The 25,325-nt window shown below is 58.3% G+C and carries 19 protein-coding genes; 3 read left to right on the top strand and 16 right to left on the bottom strand.

Translation table 11 applies throughout. The features are described 5' to 3' along the window. Positions 1-116 precede the first annotated feature (116 nt). From GBC55_RS05280 to GBC55_RS05335, 12 genes are all read right to left on the bottom strand, one after another. Positions 117-1,766, bottom strand: a complete 1,650-nt coding sequence (locus tag GBC55_RS05280; RefSeq protein WP_162436749.1) for a BatD family protein — start codon at positions 1,764-1,766, stop codon at positions 117-119. Further along, positions 1,763-3,502, bottom strand: coding sequence for a tetratricopeptide repeat protein (locus GBC55_RS05285; protein ID WP_162436748.1), 1,740 nt, complete (start codon positions 3,500-3,502; stop codon positions 1,763-1,765). Before GBC55_RS05285 ends, GBC55_RS05280 begins: the two co-directional genes overlap by 4 nt. Then, complete coding sequence (locus tag GBC55_RS05290) at positions 3,499-4,578, bottom strand: VWA domain-containing protein (RefSeq protein ID WP_162436747.1); 1,080 nt, start codon at positions 4,576-4,578, stop codon at positions 3,499-3,501. Before GBC55_RS05290 ends, GBC55_RS05285 begins: the two co-directional genes overlap by 4 nt. Further along, positions 4,571-5,065, bottom strand: a complete 495-nt coding sequence (locus GBC55_RS05295) for a DUF4381 domain-containing protein (RefSeq protein ID WP_162436746.1) — start codon at positions 5,063-5,065, stop codon at positions 4,571-4,573. The genes GBC55_RS05290 and GBC55_RS05295 overlap by 8 nt, the downstream gene beginning before the upstream one ends. Beyond that, on the bottom strand, positions 5,062-6,006 hold the full coding sequence (locus GBC55_RS05300; protein ID WP_162436745.1) for a DUF58 domain-containing protein: 945 nt from the start codon (positions 6,004-6,006) through the stop codon (positions 5,062-5,064). Before GBC55_RS05300 ends, GBC55_RS05295 begins: the two co-directional genes overlap by 4 nt. Positions 6,007-6,011: 5 nt before the next feature. Beyond that, positions 6,012-6,971, bottom strand: a complete 960-nt coding sequence (locus GBC55_RS05305) for a MoxR family ATPase (protein WP_003218556.1) — start codon at positions 6,969-6,971, stop codon at positions 6,012-6,014. 170 nt (positions 6,972-7,141) lie between these two features. Then, positions 7,142-8,857 carry an ABC transporter ATP-binding protein gene (locus GBC55_RS05310; RefSeq protein ID WP_162436744.1) on the bottom strand — a complete coding sequence of 572 codons (1,716 nt, stop codon included), beginning with the start codon at positions 8,855-8,857 and terminating at the stop codon, positions 7,142-7,144. Positions 8,858-8,888: 31 nt separating this feature from the next. Beyond that, positions 8,889-10,064 carry a YcaO-like family protein gene (locus tag GBC55_RS05315; RefSeq protein ID WP_247266863.1) on the bottom strand — a complete coding sequence of 392 codons (1,176 nt, stop codon included), beginning with the start codon at positions 10,062-10,064 and terminating at the stop codon, positions 8,889-8,891. A 691-nt stretch (positions 10,065-10,755) separates the two neighbouring features. Next, a complete protein-coding gene (locus tag GBC55_RS05320; RefSeq protein WP_162436743.1) occupies positions 10,756-12,084 on the bottom strand; it encodes an MFS transporter in 1,329 nt (442 codons plus the stop codon). A 61-nt stretch (positions 12,085-12,145) separates the two neighbouring features. Next, positions 12,146-13,339 (bottom strand): L-2-hydroxyglutarate oxidase, encoded by a 1,194-nt coding sequence (lhgO, locus tag GBC55_RS05325; protein WP_162436742.1) that lies wholly within the window; start codon positions 13,337-13,339, stop codon positions 12,146-12,148. Positions 13,340-13,446: 107 nt separating this feature from the next. Next, positions 13,447-14,157: a FadR/GntR family transcriptional regulator gene (locus GBC55_RS05330; RefSeq protein WP_162436741.1), complete on the bottom strand. Its 711-nt coding sequence runs from the start codon at positions 14,155-14,157 to the stop codon at positions 13,447-13,449. 112 nt (positions 14,158-14,269) lie between these two features. Continuing rightward, positions 14,270-14,626: a hypothetical protein gene (locus GBC55_RS05335; protein WP_162436740.1), complete on the bottom strand. Its 357-nt coding sequence runs from the start codon at positions 14,624-14,626 to the stop codon at positions 14,270-14,272. Positions 14,627-15,130: 504 nt separating this feature from the next. Between GBC55_RS05335 and GBC55_RS05340 the strand changes: the two genes are divergently transcribed. Then, entirely contained in the window at positions 15,131-20,032 is a 4,902-nt protein-coding gene (locus GBC55_RS05340) for an NAD-glutamate dehydrogenase (protein WP_162436739.1), read from the top strand. A 190-nt stretch (positions 20,033-20,222) separates the two neighbouring features. On the opposite strand, the gene GBC55_RS05345 is transcribed toward GBC55_RS05340, so the two are convergent. The 4 genes from GBC55_RS05345 to GBC55_RS05360 form a co-directional block, all read right to left on the bottom strand. Beyond that, the gene (locus tag GBC55_RS05345; RefSeq protein ID WP_162436738.1) at positions 20,223-20,933 is read right to left on the bottom strand and encodes an ATPase; all 711 of its coding nucleotides are present in this window, start codon (positions 20,931-20,933) and stop codon (positions 20,223-20,225) included. A gap of 230 nt (positions 20,934-21,163) precedes the next feature. Next, positions 21,164-21,580, bottom strand: a complete 417-nt coding sequence (locus GBC55_RS05350) for a cupin domain-containing protein (RefSeq protein WP_162436737.1) — start codon at positions 21,578-21,580, stop codon at positions 21,164-21,166. A gap of 195 nt (positions 21,581-21,775) precedes the next feature. Beyond that, positions 21,776-22,069: an antibiotic biosynthesis monooxygenase family protein gene (locus tag GBC55_RS05355; protein ID WP_162436736.1), complete on the bottom strand. Its 294-nt coding sequence runs from the start codon at positions 22,067-22,069 to the stop codon at positions 21,776-21,778. A gap of 123 nt (positions 22,070-22,192) precedes the next feature. Beyond that, a complete protein-coding gene (locus GBC55_RS05360) occupies positions 22,193-23,626 on the bottom strand; it encodes a PLP-dependent aminotransferase family protein (protein WP_162436735.1) in 1,434 nt (477 codons plus the stop codon). A gap of 204 nt (positions 23,627-23,830) precedes the next feature. On the opposite strand from GBC55_RS05360, the gene GBC55_RS05365 reads away from it, so the two are divergent. Both GBC55_RS05365 and GBC55_RS05370 read left to right on the top strand, forming a co-directional pair. After that, on the top strand, positions 23,831-24,271 hold the full coding sequence (locus GBC55_RS05365; RefSeq protein WP_162436734.1) for a carboxymuconolactone decarboxylase family protein: 441 nt from the start codon (positions 23,831-23,833) through the stop codon (positions 24,269-24,271). Positions 24,272-24,357: 86 nt separating this feature from the next. After that, a complete protein-coding gene (locus tag GBC55_RS05370; RefSeq protein WP_162436733.1) occupies positions 24,358-25,278 on the top strand; it encodes a LysR family transcriptional regulator in 921 nt (306 codons plus the stop codon). Positions 25,279-25,325 lie beyond the last annotated feature (47 nt).

The raw sequence follows: 25,325 nt of genomic DNA on the forward strand, positions 1-25,325 counted from the left end.
GCCGCGAGGAAAATGGAAGCGGCGAAAAGGCAGAGAGTTTACTGGCAAACGGATGGGATGTGGTCGGGCACCCCGGCTTTCAGCCACGACAGCCGCCACATCAGGACGCAGCAGGCCTATTTCGGATACAGCGGCGGCAATCCACTGTCACCCACGGGATCGTGAACCCGTTCCGCAATGGGGATCGCCCGAATCGCCCGCCACAAATCGTCACCTTGCCAGTGCTGCCCGGTCTCGCTATACAGCGCGCCATTCAACCCGTCGAGGGCATCGGACAACGGCACGAAGCGCGCGGCCATATCGGCCAGGGTTTCCGGTTGTTGCCGGGCCCAGGCATCGAGTGCCTGGCGAGTGGCGTGAGAGTCGTTGGCCTGGCAGGCGCGCTTGAGGTCGTCAAGTACGGTGCGCGGGCTGGGGCCGGTTTGCGCAGCGCGCAGGATGGCGGGTTGCCAGCGGGCACGCCACCACAGGCCAAAGCCGAGCAGGGTGGTGCAGGCGAGGATCAGGGTGCTGAGTTTCCACCACCACAGCGCTTCGCTGTCACCCACCAGGACTTGCGGGGTGCTGGCAGGGGTATCGACCACCAGGCTTGGATTGTTGGCGACCTGCAGGGTTTGCGCCGGCAGGCTGGTGTGTTCCAGATGGTCTTCGAAGGTGTTCCACCAGACCACGTCCACCGCCGGCAAGTCGATTTCACCGCTACGGGTTGGCACCAGGGCTTCGCGCTCCTCACGGCTGCCGACCAGGCCACGCTCGGTATTTTCGTTACCGAGCACCGCCTGATCCGGATAGCGACGCAAACCATTGACGTCGGTGGCCGGTAGCGGCGGCAGTTGCGAACTGGCCAGGCCTTCGACTTTCAAGGTCAGGCTGCGGGTCAGGGAGTCGCCCACCTGGGCATGCTCCGGGTCCGGGTTCCAGTTTTCACTCAGGCTGATACTGCGCGCCGGCAGCCAGGCTGCTTCGATCGGGTAGCTCGCAGGTTTGGCCTTGACGTTGAGCATGATCACGGCGGAAGCGACGCGCATCATCTTGCCGGATTTCGGTGCCTGGCCATCTGCCTCTTGCGCGGGTTGTGCGTCAACCAGCGTGGCGCTGAAAACCTGCGCCGGGATGGTCAATTCGCCGCTGTGTTGCGGGTAGATCGCGTAGCGCATTTCGATCACACCGTGGCGCAACCCATTGATGTCTTTCTCGTAGGTTCGCGAATCACCCAAGGCTTCGATTCGCGCGTCGGGAATCTGCAAGGGCGTCAGGCTGCTGTCGTCGTAGAGCGACACCGAGTGGTAGATACGCAGGGTCAGGATCGCCTGGGCCTGGACGTACACGCTGGGTTGATCGAGGCTGGCTTCGAGGAAGACCGGGCTCAGCTTCTTCGGGCTGTCCTGGTTTTCGCTTTCGAGCACTTGCACGGTGAGCGGCTGGCTCTGCACATCGCCCAGTTGCAGCGACGGAATCTCCACGCTGCCGTTTTGGCGAGGCAGCAGGGTGATGATCCAGCGAGTGGTGGCCTGATTACCATCGTTCAACGTGGTCAACTGGTTGACCTGGCGGGTGCCACGGACTTCGAAGGCAGGTTCCAGTGGGGTCAGGTCAGGCTTGCCAAACTGCGTCACATCGCTGGATTCCAGTGTCAGTTCCACCGTTTCGCCGGTGTTCAGGCGACTGCGGTCAACACTGGCCACCAGTTCCGCAGCCTGGACCTGAACGGTGCCGATCAGCAGGGCTGGCAACAGTGCAAGCATGAAGACGGTGAAGCGGGTCATCGAGTTTTTCCCTGATCCTGATGTTGTTGCTGTTCGTACCAGAATTTGCGTCTGAGCAATTCACCCGGGTCATCCGGAATTTTGCGCAGCCATTGCTCAAGTGCCTGACGCTGCTCACCATCAATCGTGTCGCTGGCGGGACGCAACGGTGGCGTGGTTTGTTGTTCGTCCCCCAGTTCGCTGCCCGGGATTTCATTGGCGCCGGGCTTCGGCGGCGTCGTGGACGATTCTTCTGCCTCTGACGTGGCCTGCTGTGCCTCGGTTTTGGAATCCCCTTCGGTCGCCGGTTGAGTGGCTGCGCCGGGCGGTGGTTCCTGCTCCGCGGGCTGAGTTGGCTCATCCGGCTTTTTTTCCGGTTCCTCGGGCGGTGGCGTGTTTTTCTGCTTGAGCAGACTTTCCACCAGCGCCTTGTTGGTCAAGGCCGGGCGCAAATCCGGTTGTCGCTCCAGTGCCTGGTCATAGGCATCCAGCGCGGCTTCCAACTCACCACTTTTTGCCAAGGCGTTGCCACGATTGTAGTGGGCGTGAGCGTCGCTGCCTTGGGCAAACCGCTGGGCGGCGCCACTGTAGTCGCCGGCTTCGTAAAGCGCCACACCTTGCCATTGTGGGTCTTCAAAATGCTGCGCCGCGTCAGCCGGTCGTTTTTGCTTGAGCAGGTGCAGGCCCTGCTGATCGGGGCGCAACCACAGGTCCTCGAAGTCGAAGGCGTAGCTCGGTTGGGGCATCAGGAACAGTAGCGGCAGGCAGAACAACCAGCCGCGCCGTCCAGCACAGGCCGCCAGAAAAAGGAGCGGTAACAGCAGCCAGTAACCCTGATCGGCCCAGGTGTCGAGGCGCAAGGTCTGGCCGTCGTCACGCAGCATCCGAGGCCCATCGAACAAGCCGAGGGCACGCAGGTCTGCATCGTCCAGACGGGCGTGACGATAGTGTCCATCCACGGCGTCGGCGAAGGCTTTCAGGCTCGGCTCGTCCAGACGCGGCACCAGAATCGCGCCCTGTTCGTCCTTGAGGAAACTACCGTCCTCCTGGGTGATCGGCGAACCGTCGGCGGTACCAATGCCGAGCATCAGGAACTGCGTGGACTTGCCATTGAGTGCCTGCCGAATGCCTTGACGTTCCTGTTCGGTCAGCGAAGCGCCGATCAACAGGATTCGCCCGTCACCCAGCGCGCCCTGATTCAGCAGCGCGAGGGCCTTGATCACCGCCAGATCGGCGCGATGACCAGGCTCGGGCATCAATGAAGGCTTGAGCGCATCCAGCAGGTTGCGGCTGGTGGCCAAGTCGTCCGACAGCGGCACCAGTGTGTGCGCACTGCCGGCGTAAACGACAATTGCGGTCTGCGCGTCGCTGCGGTGTTGCAGCAGGTCGAACACCTTGCGCCGCGCTTGTTCGAGGCGGTTTGGCGTCACGTCGGTGGCGAGCATTTCCGGAGTCAATTCCAGCAGCACCACCATTGGGTCGGCCGGTTTCTGGCTGGTTTGTTCGACACGCTCCCAGCTCGGCCCCAGCAGCGCCAGCAGTGTCAGCGTCCACGCTACGCCCAGGACGACCCACGGCAGTTTGCTGTCGCGTCCATTACCGCCGCTGAGCAACGCCGCGTGGAAGGCGGGTGGCAGAATCATCTGCCAACGCCCGGCACGCTTTTGCCGGTGCCAGAGTTGCCACAGCAGCCAGCCGAGCAGCGGCAACAGCAGCAGCCACGCCGGGCGGAACCAGAAAGGCCAGAGCGCGCTCATCGACGTCTCCGCAGACGCAGTCGTTTCAGGCGCTGGCGCCAGTCAGGGAGTTGCGCTTGCAAAAACAGATCCTTGGTAAACAGTCGCTGCAGCGGATTGTTCGGCCAGCGCTCACGGGCCACCAGCAGCATGCTCAACAGTAAAGCCAACGCCAGCGGCCAGTGATAGAGCGATTGCGCGGGACGTGCCTGGGTCGGTTGTTGTGTCACCGGTTCCAGTGTGTCGAGGGTGTCCTTGATCGCTTGCAGTTCTTTGCCATCGTGGGCGCGGAAGTATTGCCCTCCGGTGACCTCGGCAATGGCCTTCAAGGCGGGCTCGTCGAGGTCCAGGCTCGGGTTGACCCCGAGGAAGCCCAAGGTGCCGCTTTCCTCCGGGTCTGCGCCAATGCCGATCGGGTAAATTTTCACCCCTTCGTTGGCCGCCAGGCGCGCCGCTGTCAGCGGGTCGATTTCTCCGCCATTGTTGGCACCGTCGGTGACCAGGATCAGCACGCGGCTCTGGGCCGGACGCAGGCGCAGGCGTTTAAGGGCCAGGCCGATCGCATCGCCAATGGCCGTGTTCTTGCCGGCAATACCGATTCTCGCTTCGTCGAGCCACACCCGCACCGTGCGGCGGTCAAACGTCAGGGGCGCTTGCAGGTAGGCCTGACTGCCGAACAGGATCAGGCCGACGCGGTCGCCTTCGCGACCTTCAAGAAAGTCACCCAACAAGTGCTGGACCAGGGAGAGACGGCTGACGTCCTCGTCCTTCCAGCGCATGTCGGGGAAGTCCATGGAGCCGGACACGTCCACGGCTACCAGCAGATCCCGGCCACTGGCGGCAATTGGCAGCGGCCCCCCAAGCCATTGCGGGCGCGCCGTGGCGATCAGCAGCAACAGCCACAGCAAAATGAACGGTGCTTGCTGGCGCCAGGCCGGTAGATTGGCCCGGGCACGGCGTCGCGCCAGGCCTTCGAGGTCGCTGAGAAAGCTGACTTTGAGTGCCGGCTCGCCACTGTCAGCAACGGGCAGCACGACCCGCATCAACCACGGCAGCGGCAGCAGGGCAAAGATCCACGGCCAGGCGAACTCAAACATGCTTGCGAATCCAGGTGTCGACCGCTTGAGTGAGGCCGGCGATGGCCTTGTCGTCGAGTTTGCATTCGGGTTTGTAGGCGCCTTCCACCAGCACCATCCAGCGCGTCAGCCCGGCGGCGGGGCAGCGGTTGTCGAGAAAAGCCAGCCATTTACGCCCATTGAGGGTGTGACTCTGGCTGTAGGGGTAATGGTTGCGGCACAGGCGTTTGAGCAAGCCATTGAGCTGTTGCAACCAGGCACCGGCAGGCGCGCCGTCATACGGTTTGGGCATCAGCGCCAGTTCAGCCAGGGCGGCGAGGCGCACCGGGTCCAGCGGTTGTTCGGCGCGAACGATCGGACGCTTGTCCGGAATCAACCGGCGCAGTTGCCACAGGCCGAAGCCCATCAGGGGTATCAGGAGCAACAACAGCCACCAGCCCGGTGCCGGTGGCCAAAAGCTGATCGGGGGCGGTGTGATCAGCGGTTGCAGTTGATCGAGGCTGCTCATCGACCTTTCCCCGGTTTCTGCGGGTTGAGGTATTCGCGCAGTTGCTCGACCATCTCGCTCTGGGTGCTCAGCGGCATGAGCAATACCCGCAGCTTCTGCGCCAGCAGTTCCCAGCGAGCAATGCGCGCTTCAGCCTGGGCCCGGTAGCTCTGGCGCAGATCGAAATTCAGCGTGTCGAGCTCCAGTTGCGCGCCGCGTTCGGCGAAACGCAGCAAGCCGGCAGCGGGGAGGGCGTGATCGAGCGGGTCCGACAACGGCAGCAGTAACAGGTCGCAATGCCGTGACAGCAGGCTCAGCTGCTGCTCGGAACCCTCGGTCAATGCGCGTTCGTCGCAGATGACGATGACCAGGCTGCCGGGACGCAGCACTTCACGGGCACGGCGCAGGGCCAGGTTCAGCGCATCGCGGTTGGTTTCGCCTTCGGTGTGCAGGGATTGATTCACGCGCACCAGACGGTTGAGCAATTGCAGCAGGCTCTGTTTGCTGCGCCGCGGCTTGATCTCGTAATGCTCGTTGTCGCCGAACACCAGTCCACCCACTCGATCATTGTGTCCGAGGGCGGCCCAGCCAATCAGGCTCGCCGCTTGAGCGGCCAGTACCGATTTGAACATCAGGCCGGAACCGAAAAACAGCCGGCGGCTCTGTTCGACCATGATGAAAATCGGGCGCTCGCGTTCTTCATGGAACAGCTTGGTGTGCGGTTCCTGGGTGCGGGCGGTGACTCGCCAGTCGATGGTGCGCACATCGTCGCCAGCCTGATAAACCCGCACCTGATCGAAATCCACGCCCCGGCCGCGCAGCTTGGAGTGATGCAGACCGATCAACGGGCTGCGCTGGCTCGGCGTGGAAAACAGCTGCACTTCACGCACGCGGTGACGCATCTCGATCAGTTCGGCAAGGCTGACACGGATGCCCGGCTCGGGCGGCAGGAGGGCGTTCATCGGGGTCAAGCGACGGCTACGACGTCGAGAATCCGCTGGACCACCCGGTCCTGGTCGATGCCGGCGGCTTCTGCTTCAAAAGAAAGAATGATGCGGTGGCGCAACACATCGAACAGCACCGCCTGAATGTCTTCAGGGCTGACGAAGTCGCGACCGGCCAGCCAGGCGTGGGCCCGGGCACAGCGGTCCAGGGCAATCGAACCGCGCGGGCTGGCACCGTAAGCGATCCACTCGGCCATTTCCGGATCGAACTTGGCCGGGGTGCGGGTGGCCATGACCAGTTGCACCAGGTATTCCTCCACGGCATCAGCCATGTACAACCCAAGGATTTCCTTGCGCGCCGCGAAGATGGCTTGCTGGCTGACGCGGCGCTCAGGCTTGGTTTCGCCATTGAGGGCTTCACCACGCGCCTGTTGCAGGATACGGCGCTCAACGGCCGCGTCCGGGAAACCGATTTTCACGTGCATCAGGAAGCGGTCAAGCTGGGCTTCGGGCAGCGGGTAGGTGCCTTCCTGCTCGATGGGGTTCTGCGTCGCCATCACCAGAAACAGCGGCGACAGTTCATACGTGCTGCGCCCGACACTGACCTGGCGCTCGGCCATGGCTTCCAGCAGCGCCGACTGAACCTTGGCCGGCGCACGGTTGATTTCGTCCGCCAGCACCAGATTGTGGAAGATCGGCCCTTGCTGAAACACGAAACTGCCGGTTTCCGGACGATAGATTTCCGTGCCGGTGATGTCGGCCGGCAACAGGTCAGGCGTGAATTGAATGCGGTGGAATTGTGCTTCGATGCCTTCGGCGAGTTCTTTAATAGCCTTGGTCTTGGCCAGGCCAGGGGCGCCTTCGACCAACATGTGGCCGTCTGCGAGCAGGGCGATGAGCAAGCGCTCGATGAGTTTTTCCTGGCCGAGAATCTGCGTTGAAAGAAAGGTTCGCAGCGCGAGCAGCGCTTCACGATGTTCCATCGATGACTGTTCCTGGAAAGGGTGACCGAAGACGTTCTGATAACGCCAGGGCTGGGGGCGTTACTTTAATGCATGGCGGGGGGTGGCGACTAACGGCTTTTTGCTTGAAATGCGGGGATTTGAGCTCTGTCCCGCGTCTGCGCTGGAAAATCAACAAAACCGCGCCCGCGTTACTTCTCCGTTTGAAGGTCGCTGAGCAGGTGCTTGATCGCTGATCGCTGGACGAGTTCACACCAGGGCCCGTCCCCAACGATCACTCCATTCTGCATCACGATGACTCGATCAAAACGGTCAAGGCTTGAGACATCATGGGTTACACAAATCAGACCGCGCCGATCAAACGTATCGAATAGGAGGTCCCATACGACGTTGGCCAGTTGCGGTTCAATCGAAGCGCTTGGCTCGTCGAACAGATTGAATTGCCCTGGCTTGTTGATCAAGCGCAGCAATGACAGGCGTTTGGCTTCGCCGCCGGAAATGTTGGAGGCGTTTTCGCTAATGTTGCGATGGGACGCGATTTCCTCAATGCACAGTCGTGATATCGCTTGCATCAGATTGGGTGATGCTTCCGTTCCGAATAAAACTGACTCCCTAAAGGAGCCCTCCAAAAACCGGGGCTGTTGAGGGCAGTATCTCAATGCATTCAGATGGGTTTTCGGGTTCAGAGTGGAAATCGGTACTCCGTCAATGGTTAGCTGATTTCTAATCGAACTATCCAGCCCGGCGAGAGCTTCCAGCAAGGTGGATTTTCCCGCACCACTGGGGCCGGTAATTGCTACAGACTGAGTTTGTTTGAATGACAGTGTTTTCCTGATGGACAACCGAACCTCAGCACCTTCAGTCACCGCGCACGGATGCAGCTGCAGTGATGAAGCCTCCTTGAACGTGACATTCATCAGTCGTTCACGATGATCAAAATCGGGTAGCGTCAACAATTCATGAAGTCGACGCTGGTCTGCAAGGAATTGATCCAGAACCCTGTAACCTTCCGTCAATGCAGCAATATTGAGTAAAAAACTGCCTGCAATCGAAAAAATGGCAACCAGTTGCCCGACGCTAATGCTTGGCTGCCCCGACAGTTGATCAACGACACCCCATGCCAGCAACCCGCCCGTTGAGAGGCTGATGAACAGAATTCTGGCTGCGCTCAAAAGTCCACTCGAGGTCGTAGCCGTCACCGCTGCCTGCGAATAGCGCTCAAAGGCCCGGTTCAATGGTTGCATTGCCATAGATTCTGCATTTTCAAGTTTTATAGCTTTGCCAGCGCCAAGGGTGTTGAACAAAAGAGCGCTGAGTTCATCTTCTTGCTCATTAACCGCATCAATATGTTTTCTTCGCCATCTGATAATTTTGTGGGTGAATACTAGATAAACGACACCGAGTCCGGCCATGGCGAGGAATACTTCTGCGCCTCCCATATATAAGAATGCACTGCCAACGATCAGGAACTCGATGAAAATTGGAACGCCTGTGGTGACGAAGAAGGTGAGTAATTGTTCGTGAGCCGTTATTCCTCGCTCCACTGATTTTATGAAAAGCCCGATTCGCCACGAACTAAATTGCACAAACTCTTTGCGCATCAATTCTGCCAACCACTTGATAGAGGCGTTCAGTACAATGTTTTGGACCAGCCTTGAAAGAAAAAACGTTTGCAAAGGACTAACGATGGCGTGGATGAAGCCAGCGAGAACAAGGCCTGCGGTGAAAGCTAGTAACGTGTAGTGGGTTGCACCGATGCCGCTGTAGAGAGCATCAACTATTTTTCCTAGTAGCAGGGGAGGGGCGAGAACTATCAGTTTTAGTATTATTAGTGTGGTAATGGTCGAAACAAGTAATGCAGTATGTTTTTGGCAGGCGGATTTAATTAGAGTGAGCATGGGGTGCATGGCGGCTGTCCATTATTTTACGTGCGTTAAGTTAATTACCCCGCAGGATATGTTGGGGTGCAACGAGCAGCCCATTTCTGATAATGTTAAATCGTTCAAGGCCAGGGATATAGGTTTGGGAAACTATGCTTTTGTCGGAAAAGCGCGTCACAGTTCTACGAAAAATTTGTTTGTTGGTTTTCAGTAGCTCTGCGTCTAGGGTTTTTATTTGCTCTGACACAGTTATTCTCGAGTTTTGTGAATGATAATGAAACGTAGGTAGCCTTAAATTTTTTATAGGTGAGAAGTCTATAAGAGATTTTAAGTTTTTTGAGCTGGAAAGCAGATCTAGGGTTTTTCTATCGTTGGCTTCTTCGGCAGCGTCATAAAGAACATCGGCTTGAAACTGCTCAGTAACAGCCCTTTGAATGGCGGTGCAAATATCCAGAGAGCACCCTGAGCCGATAGATGACAAATGGAGACCTCCAGGACCTTCTTTAGGGATTGCTACCGAGAAGTAGACCGACATTACATCTTTTATGATTATTATTTGGAGCTTGTCAGCGCGCTCTAGTGAAGATTCATCGTTTTGCAACGATTTTCTAAGCAGGTCCTTAGAGGGCTTATATAAGTCAATTTTTGGGCCGATTGCGCAAGTAGCCATAAAGAAAAGCGAGAGAATGTGTCTTTCTATTACCTCAAGGGTCCCGTGCAGGAGAGCTTCGTCTTCTGTGCATCCATAAGCAATTCCTGAATTAGAAGAATACCGATTAAGGAAATTTACCGCAGAACTGTTTTTGCTGAGAGATTTATCTGCTGTGCGAGGGCAAAGAAGGATACATGGAATAAGGAGGGTTTGCTTGTTGTCGAGAGTTGTAAGTTTGAAGCATTTGATCAGCTCTTCGCTGTGCGGCAGATTGATAAAAAGCCCGTCGTTTTCAGCGGTTTTCTGAGTGGCTATACTTTCGGACCGCTGTGATATGTGATCGTCAGTATGCGAGCGGAAGGTGCTGAAATGCTCAATACTTTCGGCCAGCGCACCTATCAGCGCGTCGGGGCCTTTTCCTGCTCCAGACTCAACAAAATTATTGCAGTTGTCAAAAAGCTGAGCTGTAGCCACGAGCTTGGTCGCATCTGCGTAGTGCGCAATGGGGTTTAGACCTAGCGCGTGGATCGTGGACATGATGTTGTATAAAGCTTCAGACGATGTTGTTTCGCGCTCGAACATAATACCCTCTTGAAGTTATGAGTGCCGAAAGGGCCCCTTCGGCATCTTTTTATGGATGAATAGTCGATCAGTGATTTCAGTTAGTTAGAGAACAGAAGAAATCAGTTTCAGACATCAACCAATCCTTAGGTCCCCACGGCAGCCCGGTCATTGTGTTTATTTCAGAGCGTTTGTTACCCATATCAATTAACTCCTTTGATATTTATTTTTGAGCGCTGCAATAGCAGGCGCCTCACTTGCGAAGTTTTTTTCGCAAGTGACTAATTAATAGCAGGATGGTTATTGGTGGGCTAGATCAGACCTTCCGATACTGATGTAGGTGAGCTCTTGTCATCAGGTAGGAGGAAACGGGCGGGATTTGCGTTTTCGCTTGTTTCTGGGTATTTGTGGTTTAAATACAATGCCTTGCAGTGTTTAAGATTTTGCGAGGATATAAGTTTTTCGATCGATTTTGAGGCGTTTTCGAGCGTTATCTATCGGCTCTCGCTGAGATATTGATAGGCGCGGCAGAGTAAAGATCAAAAGATCGTCGTCCATTTCTGCCATTGCGGCCTCAAGTGATTCTGCTTTCACGACGGGGTACTTCGCGCTGGGGCGCGCAGCCACTTCAAAGTAACCCGCCGTAAATGGTCGCAAACCATCAGCGGTCGCTACCACAGAAATAGATAGGCGCCCGCTGCCATCACAAACGTTAGTTCTTGAAGCTGGAGTGCTTGCGCCCTTGGTCAAACAACGCAAAAACCACTACCAGCACCCCCGAAATCAGCAGAATCACCGCCACACCATCGGTGGAATGGGTCGCCGAATTCGCCACCAGCGCCAGACCGCCCAGAGGCGCCAGACCACCGGCGATCGCTGTACCGACTTCACGACCGGTACCAAACCCCGAAGAGCGGGTCTGGGTCGGAAACTGGCGGCTAAGGAACGAGCCTTGGGGGGCAAACATCATGGGGGCGAGAATCCCGGTGCCGATGGCGATGGCCAGATAGATCATCAGCGGCTCGCCGGTGTTGAGCAGGGTCAGGAACGGATAGGCGAACAGCGCTGAGCACACACCGCCGAGCATCAGTACCTTCTTGCTGCTCCACTTGTCGCAGAGCCAGCCGAAGCACGGCACGGCAACGATTGCCACCAGGCTGGCGATGGTGACCGACAACGCGGTGACGTGGGCTTCGACACCTTTGAATTGGGTCAGGTAGGCCAGGGAAAAGGTTTTGAAGATATAGCTCAGGGCGTTGTAGCCAATCGCCACGAACAGCACCACCACCAGGCCCTTCATGTCATTCCTGAACAGCAGTTTAAGCGGCGATACCTGTTCTTTGGCGGCGGTCGTGTCGAGTTCCTTGAATTGCGGGGTTTCCGGAATGCTGCGACGAACCCACAGGCCAACACCCACCAGCACGATGCTGCAGATGAACGGAATGCGCCAACCGCCGGACAACAGAAACTCGTTGCCATTCATGGTCAGCACGTAGACGGTCAGCGACGACAGCAGCAAGCCCAGGTTCAGGCCCAAGGCAGGCCAGGCGCCCTGGCTGCCGCGCTTGCCTTCGCTGGCATGCTCGTAGGACGTGACGGCTGCGCCGGAGAGTTCGGCACCCGCGCCCAGACCCTGGATGATCCGCACCAGCACCAGGATGATCGGTGCCCAGATGCCAATCGAGGCGTAGCTGGGGATCAGTCCGATCAGGGTGGTGCACACGCCCATCATGCAGAAGGTGATGACCAGCACTTGCTTGCGGCCGAAACGGTCGCCCAGGTAGCCGAACAGGATGCCGCCAAACGGGCGGGCGATGAAACCGATGGCAAAGGTCGAGAAGGCCAGCAGTGATGCGACCGCCGGATTGCTCGGATCAAAGAAGATCTTCGAGAAGACAATCGCCGCCATGGTGGCGTACAGATAGAAGTCATACCACTCCAGCATTGAGCCGAAAATTGTTGCGGCAGCCACCTTGCGCAGGCGTTTTTGCTTTTGGAGCGGAGTTTCCGGGGCGGTCGGGGCCGCTTGATGTACAGACATCGATGATTTCCTTTGGTCTTTGTAGTTATTTTTAAGGGTGATGGCACCCGTGCAGCGGGGTTCAGCGACTGGTAAGAATTTTCTCGGCGATCATCTGGCCGATTGGAATGGCCGAGGTCGCGGCCGGTGAGGGGGCATTGCACACGTGCACCATGCGCGGCGTCTCGGCGAACAAAAAGTCGTGCACCAGGGTGCCGTCGCGCATCACCGCCTGGGCGCGGATTCCGGCTTCATAGGGCAGCAGGTCATCGACTTCCAGCGATGGGCAGTACTTGCGGCACTGCTCCAGGTAGCCGCGTTTGAACAACGAGTTCTTCATTTCCGTGGTGCCGGAGCCGAGGTTGTTCCAGATGGTTTTCCAGAAGCCCGGAAAGCCCGCGTACTCGGCGACGTCGCGCCAGTTGATCGAAAACTTGCGGTAGTTCTCCCTACCCAGGCCGAGTACGGCATTGGGGCCGACCGTGACGCTGCCATCGATCATCCGTGTGAGGTGCACCCCGAGGAACGGCAGCTCCGGGTCGGGAATCGGGTAGATCAGGTGGTTGACGATCTCGTTTCTGGACGCTGGCAGGCGGTAGTACTCGCCACGAAACGGAATGATCTGATGGTCGATCTTGACCCCAGCCATTCTCGCCAGCCGGTCGGACTGCAAACCGGCGCACGCCACCAGTTGCCGGGCCTGCCAGACCTGGTCGAGGCTGCTGACGGTGACGCTGTCGGCGCTCTCGCGGATCGCAGTGACGCTGGTCTGCAGGTGGATTTCGCCGCCCGCGGCCTCGATTACCCGGGCCATGGCCTGGCACACCTGGCGATAGTCGACAATCCCGGTGGCATCGAGAAACAAGCCGCCGAGACCGACGATGTTCGGTTCGCGGCGGCGCAGTTCGGTGGCATCCAGTTGCTCGACTTTCAAACCGTTCTGTTTCGAGCGCTCATACAGGGCATGCATGCGGCTGACTTCCAGCGGTGTCGAGGCCACCAGCAACTTGCCGCAGACGTCGAATTTGATCTGGTGCTCGGTGCAGAACGCCTTGGTCGCTTCCGCGCCGCGTTTGCACAGGTCGGCCTTGAGGCTGCCAGGGGCGTAGTAGATGCCGGCGTGGATCACGCCGCTGTTATGCCCGGTCTGGTGTTGCGCGAGCATCGGTTCCTTTTCCAGGATCACTAAGGAGGCGCCGGGCTGGCGTTCGAGCAGCGCCATGGCGGTGGCGAGGCCGACGATGCCGCCGCCGATGATGCAATAGTCATAGATCATGCAGGTGTCACCTTGAATTGCTGGCAGAGAGTCTGCTTATCAGGTTGTCAGACAAAGTAATTGGTAAAAAAGACGCTCGATCGCAGCGTCCTCGGTGCAGCCGGAAATCAGTCGATGCTGGGAAGGTCAATCTTCAGGCGTTTGGCAGCTGCGCGCAGGTGCGCTTCAGCACAGGCGGCCGCTTGGTGACGGTCTCCTGCCGCAATGGCGTCGTACAGCGCCTGGTGCTCGCGTCCAGCATCGGCGGAGCCGCCCACTGAGTGCGCTGCGGAGTTTTCCCAGGCGGTACGTCGGGCTTCCGCCAGTTGGCCGCGCAGGAAATCGTGGAACGCGACGAAATAGTCATTCTTGCTGGCGTCGGCAATCGCCCGGTGGAACTCGACGTCGGCCAGGGCCGCTGCGGCGAAGTCGCTGCGGTTGTCATGCATTTCCTGCAAGGCGGTGCGCATGCGCAGCAGGTCCGCTTCGTCACGGCGCTGCGCGGCGATGGACGCGGCCTGGGTTTCGGTCCACAGGCGCATTTCGAACAACTGCACCAGGTCTGGCTTGCGGCCTTTCTGGCTGGGAAACCGAAACACCGTGCCGCTGGGATTCTGGGAAATGAAAGAGCCCAGACCCCGGCGGCTGACCAGGATGCCATCAGCCTTGAGCTGAGCCACGGCCTCACGCACCACCGAGCGGCTGACATTCAACTGTTCGGTCAATTGTTGTTCGGTGGGCAGGCGCGATTCGGCAGTCAGCCGGCCGGATTCGATTTCTTCGCGGATGGCATTGACCACTCGTTCAACCAGGGAGTCGGGGCGCTGTAGCTGAAGCATGAGAAGTGTGGCTCGCAGATCAGGTTGTCAGACAATGCCAGTGGGCTTATTTATTGTCAAGAAACTGCAGGCTTCCGGGAATCGGCTCAGCGGACGATCATTCTTGGAGCTGTCAGACCAGCTCGCTGATATAAGTCCCCGTCCCCTTGAGAATGTTCTGCAAGGTTTCTTCCACTTCCGCCAGATCGCCGGCATCCGTGCTGTGAGTAATTTCCAGCGAATCATCGCCATTCAACGCATCCGCATCCGCCGCGGCAATCTCGATCAGCAGGCGGGTAGGGCTGAGGGTGACTTTTACGCCGTCGAGGGTGGACGGTTCGCCGTCGAGGGTAATCTCCAGTTCGTCCTCGTCCGGGTAGCGGGTCATCAGGAACATATCGCCCTGATCGCTGTGGCAGGCGAGCATGGCCATGTTGTCTTCTTCGTCATCGCATGGGTTGACGATCAAGAGGGAGGTGGTCATTTGCATGGGAAATTCCTGGCTCAACGAGCGCTTTGAAGACGAACAAACGGCGATTCTGCCAGTACGCGGGAATTTATGCTCGGTTGAGTGTCTGAGATTAGGTCGTGAACATCCAGGGTCTAGCGGGTCATATTCAGGACGCAAATGCGGCATAACCGGGCATAAAACGTCCAATTTTCAACATGGCTGCTAGTGTTGTTCGATGCATGCAGCTTGAGCTGCATACCGATGACCGAATATGTCGCAGCACCGCAAGCACGGGCCTTGCCGCACTGGGTAAGCTGCGCATCGAATGGATACCCGTAAAAACCTTGCGCAATCGATCGCCCAGGCGTTTTTGCAGATGCCCATTCATGGAAGGTGAATGTGACCTGAGTGTCTCGTCCAGCTTCACCCACCTGTCTCCCTGTTTCCTCTGCCCGAGAATCAGGAACAGGGTGACGGATCGCCCCGAAAGGGGTGTTACACGCGACGCTTCCATCAATAACAAGCCCAAGCGGAGTACCACAGATGGCGTTCTTCACCGCAGCCAGCAAAGCCGACTTCCAGCACCAACTGCAAGCGGCACTGGCGCAGCACATCAGTGAACAGGCACTGCCACAAGTGGCGCTGTTCGCTGAACAATTTTTCGGCATCATTTCCCTTGACGAGCTGACGCAGCGTCGGTTGTCCGACCTTGCTGGCTGTACCCTTTCTGCGTGGCGCCTGCTTGAGCGCTTCGATCACGCGCAATCGCAAGTGCGCGTCTACAACCCTGATTACGAACGCCACGGCTGGCAGTCGACCCACACGGCGGTCGAAGTGCTGCACCACGACCTGCCGTTCCTGGTCGACTCGGTGCGTACCGAGCTGAACCGTCGCGGCTATAGCATTCATACCCTGCAAACCACCGTGCTGAGCGTGCGTCGCGGCAGCAAGGGCGAGTTGCTGGAAATCCTGCCGAAAGGCACTCAGGGCGAAGGGATCCTGCAAGAATCCCTGATGTACCTGGAAATCGACCGTTGTGCCAACGCGGCCGAGCTGAATGTCCTGAGCAAGGAACTGGAACAGGTTCTGGGTGAAGTCCGCGTTGCGGTCGCCGATTTCGAGCCGATGAAAGAAAAGGTGCAGGAAATCCTCACCGGTCTGGACAACAGCCAGTTCAAGGTTGATCCAGAAGAAAAAGCCGAAATCAAAAGCTTCCTGGAATGGCTGGTGGGCAACCACTTCACCTTCCTCGGCTATGAAGAATTCGTGGTGCGCGATGAAGCCGACGGCGGCCACATCGTCTACGACCAGGATTCCTTCCTTGGTCTGACCAAACTGCTGCGCACCGGCCTGACCTACGATGACCTGCGCATCGAAGATTACGCCGTGAATTACCTGCGCGAGCCGACCCTGCTGTCGTTCGCCAAGGCCGCACACCCCAGCCGTGTACACCGTCCGGCTTACCCTGACTACGTGTCGATTCGCGAAATCGACGCCGACGGCAAAGTCATCAAGGAATGCCGTTTCATGGGCCTGTACACCTCCTCGGTGTATGGCGAGAGCGTGCGGGTTATCCCGTACATCCGCCGCAAGGTCGAGGAAATCGAACGCCGTTCCGGCTTCCAGGCCAAGGCTCACCTGGGCAAGGAACTGGCACAGGTAGTCGAAGTGCTGCCGCGTGACGACCTGTTCCAGACCCCGGTCGACGAACTGTTCACCACCGTGATGTCGATCGTGCAGATCCAGGAACGCAACAAGATTCGCGTGTTCCTGCGCAAAGACCCGTACGGTCGTTTCTGCTACTGCCTGGCCTACGTGCCGCGCGACATCTACTCCACCGAAGTGCGCCAGAAGATCCAGCAAGTGCTGATGGATCGCCTGAAAGCCTCGGACTGCGAGTTCTGGACCTTCTTCTCCGAATCCGTGCTGGCTCGCGTGCAGTTGATCCTGCGTGTCGATCCGAAGAATCGCCTGGATATCGACCCCGTATTGCTGGAAAAAGAAGTGGTGCAGGCCTGCCGCAGCTGGCAGGACGACTACGCGAGCCTGGTTGTCGAAAGCTTCGGTGAAGCCCACGGCACCAACGTGCTGGCTGACTTCCCGAAAGGCTTCCCGGCCGGCTACCGCGAGCGGTTCGCCGCGCATTCGGCTGTGGTCGACATGCAGCACCTGCTGAGCCTGAACGAAAAAAATCCACTGGTGATGAGTTTTTATCAGCCATTGGGTCAGGTGTCCGGCAAGCGCGAATTGCACTGCAAGCTGTACCACGCCGATACCCCGCTGGCCTTGTCCGATGTGTTGCCGATCCTGGAAAACCTCGGCCTGCGCGTCTTGGGTGAATTCCCGTATCGCCTGCGTCACAACAATGGTCGCGAGTTCTGGATTCACGATTTCGCGTTCACCGCCGCTGAAGGCCTGGAACTCGACATCCAGCAGCTCAACGACACCTTGCAGGACGCCTTCGTCCACATCGTGCGTGGCGATGCCGAGAACGATGCGTTCAACCGGCTGGTGCTGACTGCCGGCCTGCCATGGCGCGATGTGGCGTTGCTGCGTGCCTACGCGCGCTACATGAAGCAGATTCGTCTTGGCTTCGACCTGGGCTACATTGCCAGCACCCTGAACAACCACACCGACATCGCTCGCGAGCTGACCCGGTTGTTCAAGACCCGTTTCTACCTGGCGCGCAAGCTCACCAGCGATGATCTGGAAGACAAGCAACAACGTCTGGAGCAAGCCATCGTCACCGCACTGGACGACGTCCAGGTGTTGAACGAAGACCGCATCCTGCGTCGCTACCTGGACCTGATCAAGGCCACGCTGCGGACCAACTTCTACCAGACCGATGCCAACGGTCAGAACAAGTCCTACTTCAGCTTCAAGTTCAATCCGCACCAGATTCCAGAGCTGCCGAAGCCGGTTCCGAAGTTCGAAATCTTCGTCTACTCGCCACGCGTCGAAGGCGTGCACCTGCGCTTCGGCAACGTTGCGCGCGGCGGCCTGCGCTGGTCCGACCGTGAAGAAGACTTCCGTACCGAAGTCCTGGGCCTGGTAAAAGCCCAGCAAGTGAAGAACTCGGTCATCGTGCCAGTCGGCGCGAAGGGCGGTTTCCTGCCGCGTCGCCTGCCACTGGGCGGCAGCCGGGACGAGATCGCGGCCGAAGGCATCGCCTGCTACCGCATCTTCATTTCGGGCCTGTTGGACATTACCGACAACCTGAAGGACGGCGCACTGGTTCCACCGTTGAATGTGGTTCGCCACGACGACGATGACCCGTACCTGGTAGTGGCCGCGGACAAAGGCACTGCGACCTTCTCCGACATCGCCAACGGCATTGCCATCGACTACGGTTTCTGGCTGGGCGACGCGTTCGCGTCCGGTGGTTCCGCCGGTTACGACCACAAGAAAATGGGCATCACCGCCAAGGGCGCGTGGGTTGGCGTACAACGTCACTTCCGTGAACGTGGCATCAATGTTCAGAAAGACAGCATCACGGTGGTCGGCGTCGGTGACATGGCCGGTGACGTGTTTGGTAACGGCTTGTTGATGTCGGAAACTCTGCAACTGGTCGCTGCATTCAACCACCTGCACATCTTCATCGACCCGAATCCGCAGCCGGCGAACAGCTTCGCCGAACGTCAGCGCCTGTTCGATCTGCCGCGTTCGGCGTGGTCGGATTACGACACCAGCATCATGTCCGAAGGCGGCGGTATCTTCTCGCGCAGCGCGAAAAGCATCGCGATTTCCCCGCAGATGAAAGAACGCTTCGACATCCAGGCTGACAAGCTGACCCCGACCGAACTGCTGAATGCCTTGCTTAAGGCGCCGGTGGACCTGTTGTGGAACGGCGGCATCGGTACGTACGTCAAGGCCAGCACCGAAAGCCACGCTGATGTCGGCGACAAGGCCAACGATGCACTGCGCGTCAACGGCAACGAACTGCGCTGCAAAGTCGTGGGCGAGGGCGGTAACCTCGGTATGACCCAGCTGGGTCGTGTCGAATTCGGCCTCAATGGCGGCGGCTCCAACACCGACTTCATCGACAACGCCGGTGGTGTGGACTGCTCCGACCACGAAGTAAACATCAAGATCCTGCTGAACGAAGTGGTTCAGGCCGGTGACATGACCGACAAGCAACGTAACCAGTTGCTGGCGAGCATGACCGACGAAGTGGGCAATCTGGTGCTCGGCAACAACTACAAGCAGACCCAGGCGCTGTCCCTGGCGGCCCGTCGCGCCTTGCCGCGTATTGCCGAATACAAGCGTCTGATGAACGATCTGGAAAGCCGCGGCAAGCTCGATCGCGCCATTGAGTTCCTGCCGGCTGAAGAGGCTATCAACGAACGCGTCGCGGAAGGTCACGGCCTGACCCGTGCCGAGTTGTCGGTACTGATCTCCTACAGCAAGATCGACCTCAAGGAGCAGCTGCTCAACTCCCTGGTGCCGGACGACGACTACCTGACGCGCGACATGGAAACCGCTTTCCCGCCAAGCCTGGTGAGCAAGTTCTCCGAAGCCATGCGCCGTCACCGTCTGAAGCGCGAGATCGTCAGCACCCAGATCGCCAACGACCTGGTCAACCACATGGGCATCACCTTCGTTCAGCGACTCAAAGAGTCGACCGGCATGAGCCCGGCGAACGTAGCTGGCGCTTACGTGATCGTGCGTGACATCTTCCACCTTCCGCACTGGTTCCGTCAGATCGAAGCCCTGGATTACCAGGTGTCGGCCGACGTTCAACTGGAGCTGATGGACGAGTTGATGCGTCTGGGTCGTCGTGCAACGCGCTGGTTCTTGCGCAGCCGTCGCAACGAGCAGAACGCTGCCCGTGACGTCGCGCATTTCGGTCCACATCTCGCAGCGCTGGGCCTCAAGCTCGACGAACTGCTGGAAGGCCCGACTCGCGAAGGCTGGCAAACCCGCTACCAGGCTTACGTCGCCGCTGGCGTACCTGAGTTGCTGGCGCGCATGGTTGCAGGCACCACTCACCTGTACACCTTACTGCCAATCATCGAGGCCGCCGATGTGACCGGCCAGAACGCAGCCGACGTGGCGAAGGCTTACTTCGCTGTGGGCAGCGCGCTGGACATCACCTGGTACCTGCAACAGATCAGTGCCCTGCCGGTTGAAAACAACTGGCAAGCCCTGGCCCGTGAAGCGTTCCGCGATGACGTCGACTGGCAGCAACGTGCGATCACCATCTCGGTCCTGCAACAGGGCGACGGCACCCAGGATGTGGAAACCCGTCTGGCGCTATGGATGGAGCAGCACGACGGCATGATCGAACGCTGGCGTGCCATGCTGGTGGAAATCCGTGCCGCCAGCGGCACTGATTACGCCATGTACGCGGTAGCCAACCGTGAGTTGCTGGACCTGGCATTGAGCGGGCAAGCGGTAGTGCCTGCCATTGCCACTGTCCCGGCGGAGCTGGAACCAGCGGCCTGATAGGCGCTGAATGAAAAAGCCCCCGTGTCGAGAGATGCGGGGGCTTTTTTTGCCTCAGGGGTTTATTGTGTCTGGGCGGGCCTCTTCGCGGGCAAGCCTTGCTCCTACAAAATTGACGGGTGATCACGTTATTTGCGAACAACACTAACCCCTGTAGGAGCAAGGCTTGCCCGCGAAGAGGCCATCCGCCTCAATACAACTTCTGATCCGTTTGATTATCAACCATCGATACATTACTTGTCGGCCTGGTCAATAAATTACTGAGCGACTGGTCAAATTTTTGCAGTGCGCGAACTTGCACATTCTGTTGTTCGTTAATGTCGGCGACGATCTCTTCGCTGCGTTTAAAATCTGCCCACACTGGACTTAGCTCTTTGGCGTCATGACCTTTTGCGGTGCCAATGTAATTGAAGTTGGCGTCATAGAAGTCTGCACTCACATCGGCACTGATATCCGAACTGCGCGAAGTGATTAACTGGCTGCGGCTGTCCACAACGGCGACCACATCAGGTTTCGCGGCTTTGAGGCTTTGCATGTCCGGGTACACCGTCACTGAGCCGAACTGACGCTGCAACGAAGCCTTGACCCAGTCCACTGCCAGATCCGGCTTGGAGGTGGCCACGTAGGCGTCGTGGATGGGCTGCACCAGCAGACTTTGGCCGAAACCGGTGCCGGCGTTGGCCCGGTAATCCTGCAGATAGGCGCGATTGGTCTGGGTGTTTCGGCTATAGACGATACCCAGAGACACATTCGCACCGCTGGCAACCTGGGTCGCACTGCTGCGGCCAACCGGTTGAGTGAAAATGCCATCGAGCGACGACACCGCCGTTGGCGCCGTGGGAATTGAGCAGCCGGTTAAAGCAATGGTTATTACAAAGGTACTGGCAAGTGCACGTTTCATGGTGTTACTCCAGTGAAACAACCTGAGTCGGCAAGTTAAGAGCGCCGGTAGTGGCCGGCATCAGGTTTTAGACTAAACCTGTCGTTCCCTAATGAAACAGGCACTAGCGGCTTATATCGGGAAATGAATAGTTTTGTTTGGCTTAACCCGCACTGATTAATAGCGTTGAGAAATAAAAAGGCCCGAAGTTGTCATTCGGGCCTTTTTATTTATACATCGGTGCTCAGCTATCAGTTTTTCAAGGGGATCAGCACTTTCTCATCCGGCGACAACACCATGAACACCAGCAACTTCGCAGGCTGGGTGGCACTGGCATTTTTCGAGACCAGATGCTCCGAGCCCGCCGGCTCATACCAGTATTCACCGGCCTTGTAGGTGATCGCTTTTTCGCCCTTCACTTGTGAGGTTATTTCTCCGGAAAGGACATACGCCATCGCGGTGCCTTGGTGTTTGTGGGCAATGGACGATTGGCCGGGCTCGTAGTCGACCTCGATCATCATTGCTTTCTTGCCGGGAACGTTTTTCAGCAGTTGGTCCTGCAACACGGTGACTTTTTCCGAAGGTTCGCCTTCATGGGCGAAAGCCGCAGCAGAAACAGTCAGCGCCAGGGCGGCGAGGGAGGCGGTACAGAAACGCAAAGCTTTCATGGTTTATCACCTGCGCAGAGTAGTTGTCGTAAACCACATTAGTCCGCAAGCGATGGCAAACAAACGGCCAATTTTCTGGAAGGTCAGGTGACCAATCCATCAAGAAGATCAAAAGATCGCAGCGTGCCGCAGCTCCTACGGGGGAACATATTCCACGTAGGAGCTGCGGCTCGCTGCGATCTTTTGATCTTGTTTTCAGCGAATCGGAAAACTGTTGAAATCCACGGCATTGGCCAGTTGGCTGTCAATCAGCCCGATAAAACCCTGGACTTCAGGGCAGTTGAAATGCGATTGCATGGCCGCTTCCGATTGCCAGCGTGCACTGACGCTCCAGCGGTTACTGTCCTCTGGGCAGCGGTCGACCATATAGGAATCACAGCCCGGAAGTTCGCGCAGGGTTTCGACAATTTTTTGCAGTTGCTTGCCCAGCTCTTCCGTTCGGCCGGGGGCGGCCTGCACCTGTACGGTGTTGATCACATCATTGGACATTGCTCACACTCCTGAATCAGGCCGGACGAATCCTGCTCACTGAGGGATAACGCCTATGCAGGATAGGCTTGCACCCCCGGACCACCAATAGCCAATCGCCGGATAAACCCCCACACCAATGCGTCAGGCCAGTTGCTGCAAAATGTCGCGCAAGCGGTCCAGGGCGGTGTCGATGTCCAGGGTTTCGATGGCCCCGAACCCCATGAGAAGTCCGGCCTGTGGCGCTTGCTGATAATAAAAGCCTTCAATCGAATAGAGCCCGACTTCAACTTTTTTGGCCAGTTCGATCAGCAAATGCATATCGATAGGCACTTTGCACATAACCACCATGTGGAAACCTGCCGTGGAAGGCACCGCCTCCAGCCAAGGAGAAAGGTCGGTGGCCACGCGCGTGAGAATCCGCTCGCGCCGCCCGGCATAAATCGTATGGCAACGTCGAATGTGCTTGAGCAGGCAGCCTTCGGCGATGAACTTGGCCAGCGCCCATTGGGGCAGGGTGGACGTGTGCAGATCGGTCAATTGCTTGGCGCGGATCACCGCTTCAAGAATCGCCGGTGGCAAAATGGCGTAACCGAGGCGCAGTTCCGGCAACAGGGTTTTCGAGAATGTCCCGACGTAAGCGACGATGCCCCGCTCATCCATGCTTTGCAGCGAGTCGGTAGGTCGGCCTTCGTAACGAAATTCACTGTCGTAATCGTCCTCGATGATGATTGCACCCAGCTCATAGGCCCGTTCGAGCAACGCGATCCGCCGCTCCTGGCTCATCGGAATACCCAGCGGGAACTGGTGAGACGGCGTCACATAAATCAGTCGCGTTCCCAGCGGAATCTTGTCCACCTGGATACCCTCGGCATCTACCGGCACGCCGATCACGGTAGCGCCGTGGCTGCCAAACAACAGGCGGGCAGGCGGGTAGCCGGGGTCTTCCATGGCCACAATGCTGCCGGGGCGAGTCATTACCCGAGAGATCAAGTCCAGCGCCTGTTGCGCGCCGTTGCACACCACCACGTCTTCGTCCTGGCAATTGACCCCGCGAGAAAACGCAATGTGCCGGGCAATCGCATTGCGCAGCGCCGGCAAACCTTCAGGCAGGCTGTACAAACCCTTGGAGCCGGCCATCTGGCGCAAGGCATGGGAGGTGCAGCGACGCCAGTCGTCCTGGGGAAACTGGCCCTTGCTGGTGGCGCCGCCGATAAAGTCGTAGCGCAACGAACCTTCCAGCGTCGGATGACGCAAAAATACCGGGAGGTTGCGCCATGACTCGATGACCTCGGCACTGGCCAGTTCCGAGTGGCTTTGTTTGCGGGTGATTTTTGACGGTCTGGCGTTGACGTAGGTGCCTTTGCCGATCACGCCGGTGAGGAAGTTTTCGTACGTCAGTTGCGCGTAGGTATCAGAAATGGTCTTGCGCGAAATACCCAGTTGTTCCGCCAGCAAACGGCTGGGAGGCAGTTGTGTCCCGGCGGCCAGGCGCCCGGATTCAATGGCGCTACGCAGCTGTGTATAGAGCTGGCCGGTGAGGTCCTTGCGGCCATTGATGACAACATGAAGTTCCATACCGGCGGGGCTCCCGGGGCTGTTGAGCGCGTGTGCGTCGCGCCAGATTACCTGCATGAGGGCTCGCGCAGTAGTTGCGTGGGCGAAAAACCGAGGATTGGTCTGAGGCCAGGGTGGTCCACGGTTTTTTCGCATAATTGGACCTGTAATCGTCCTCCTTGAGCGCCTACCGTAAAGCGTATCCATCGATACTCGAGGCTCGCCATGAATTCCCGTCTGGATTACTACAGCGCATCACCCAAAGCGATGAAAGCCATGATCGCCATGGAAGCGCTGACCAGTAACCTGAGTATCGAACAGCCCTTGCTGCACCTGATCAAGATCCGTGCCTCGCAGCTCAATGGCTGCGCGTTCTGCACTGACATGCATTCGGTAGACGCCCGGCGTTTGGGGGAGGCCGATCGCCGGCTGTATTCAATCGTGGTCTGGCGCGACAGCGGTTTCTTCAATCCCCGCGAGCGCGCCGCACTGGCCTGGACCGAAGCGGTGACCTTACTCTCGCAAAGCCACGTGCCGGACGATGTCTACGCCCAGGCCCGTGAGCAGTTCAATGAAAGCGAAATGGTCGACCTGACCGTTGCCGTCACCGCGATCAACAGCTGGAATCGCCTGGCCGTGAGCTTTAGACAAACCCCCAGCGCCTGATGCGTTGATGCCCCCACCTGTCACAGTGAATTCATCAATAGTGCGCAAGATGAAGCTTTCACCGACAGATCGACAGGGAGTCAGCGATGCCAACGATCGAAACCACCCGCGCCCGCCACATTGATCCCGTGCTGGCGCGGTCTTTCCGGGTCAGCGCCCGTTGTGGCTGTTTCACGCAAGCGGCTCGCAGCCTTAACATCAAGGCGACCCAATTGCGCAAGCAACTGGCGCAGCTGGAAACGCAGCTGCAGTGTTCGCTGTTCAATCCCTCGGACAATGGCGTGTCGTTGAGTCGCGATGGTTTGGAGTTTCAGGCGCACTTGATCGCCTTGGCCCATGAGCGCGACTTGCCGGTGATCGAGCAGCCCCTGATACGTCTGGCCGTGGCCGAACCGATCCTGCATGACATTCTCGGCCGCGACCTGATCTCGCTGGTACGGCGTAACGCCAGCGTTCGACTGGATATCGTCACTCTGGATAGCGAGCTGTCACTGCAAGCGATCAGTGCCGATGTGGTGGTGTGGCTGGCGGGCACCGACTCGCCGCTGCCCGGGCCCAGTTTTAACGTCGGTGAGCCGCAGCGTCTGGCACGACTGGGCTACGTACCGCACATCTCCAAGCGCTATTCGCGGGTCGCGGCCAGGCCGGAAAGTCTTGATGACCTGGCCGACTTTTTATTGGTGCAATGGCAGCACGACCGTCAGCTCGATGCGTTCAATCCCTGGAACAGCCTGGTGGATCAACGCCTGGCTGCAGTGGTGCGCGTGCACGCCTACGAGCTGATGCTGGAGATGATCCGCTCCAGCGCCTGCATCGGGCTCGTGCCGCACTACTTGAGCCAGCTTGACCGAGGGCTGGTCGCATTGCCCGGGTTGTTCGAACAACCGATGGAGCGCCAGGTATGGATGGCGGTCAATACCGAGTCGCGAGGACAGCCTGATGTGCAGATGCTCGTCGAGCTGATCGAGAACACCTTCAACGAACGACGTGAATGGTTCCAAGCCTGAACACAACACCCCTGTGGGAGCTAGCCTGCTAGCGATTACGGTCTGCC

The organism is Pseudomonas sp. TNT3 (genome assembly GCF_010095445.2).
Lineage (GTDB): Bacteria > Pseudomonadota > Gammaproteobacteria > Pseudomonadales > Pseudomonadaceae > Aquipseudomonas.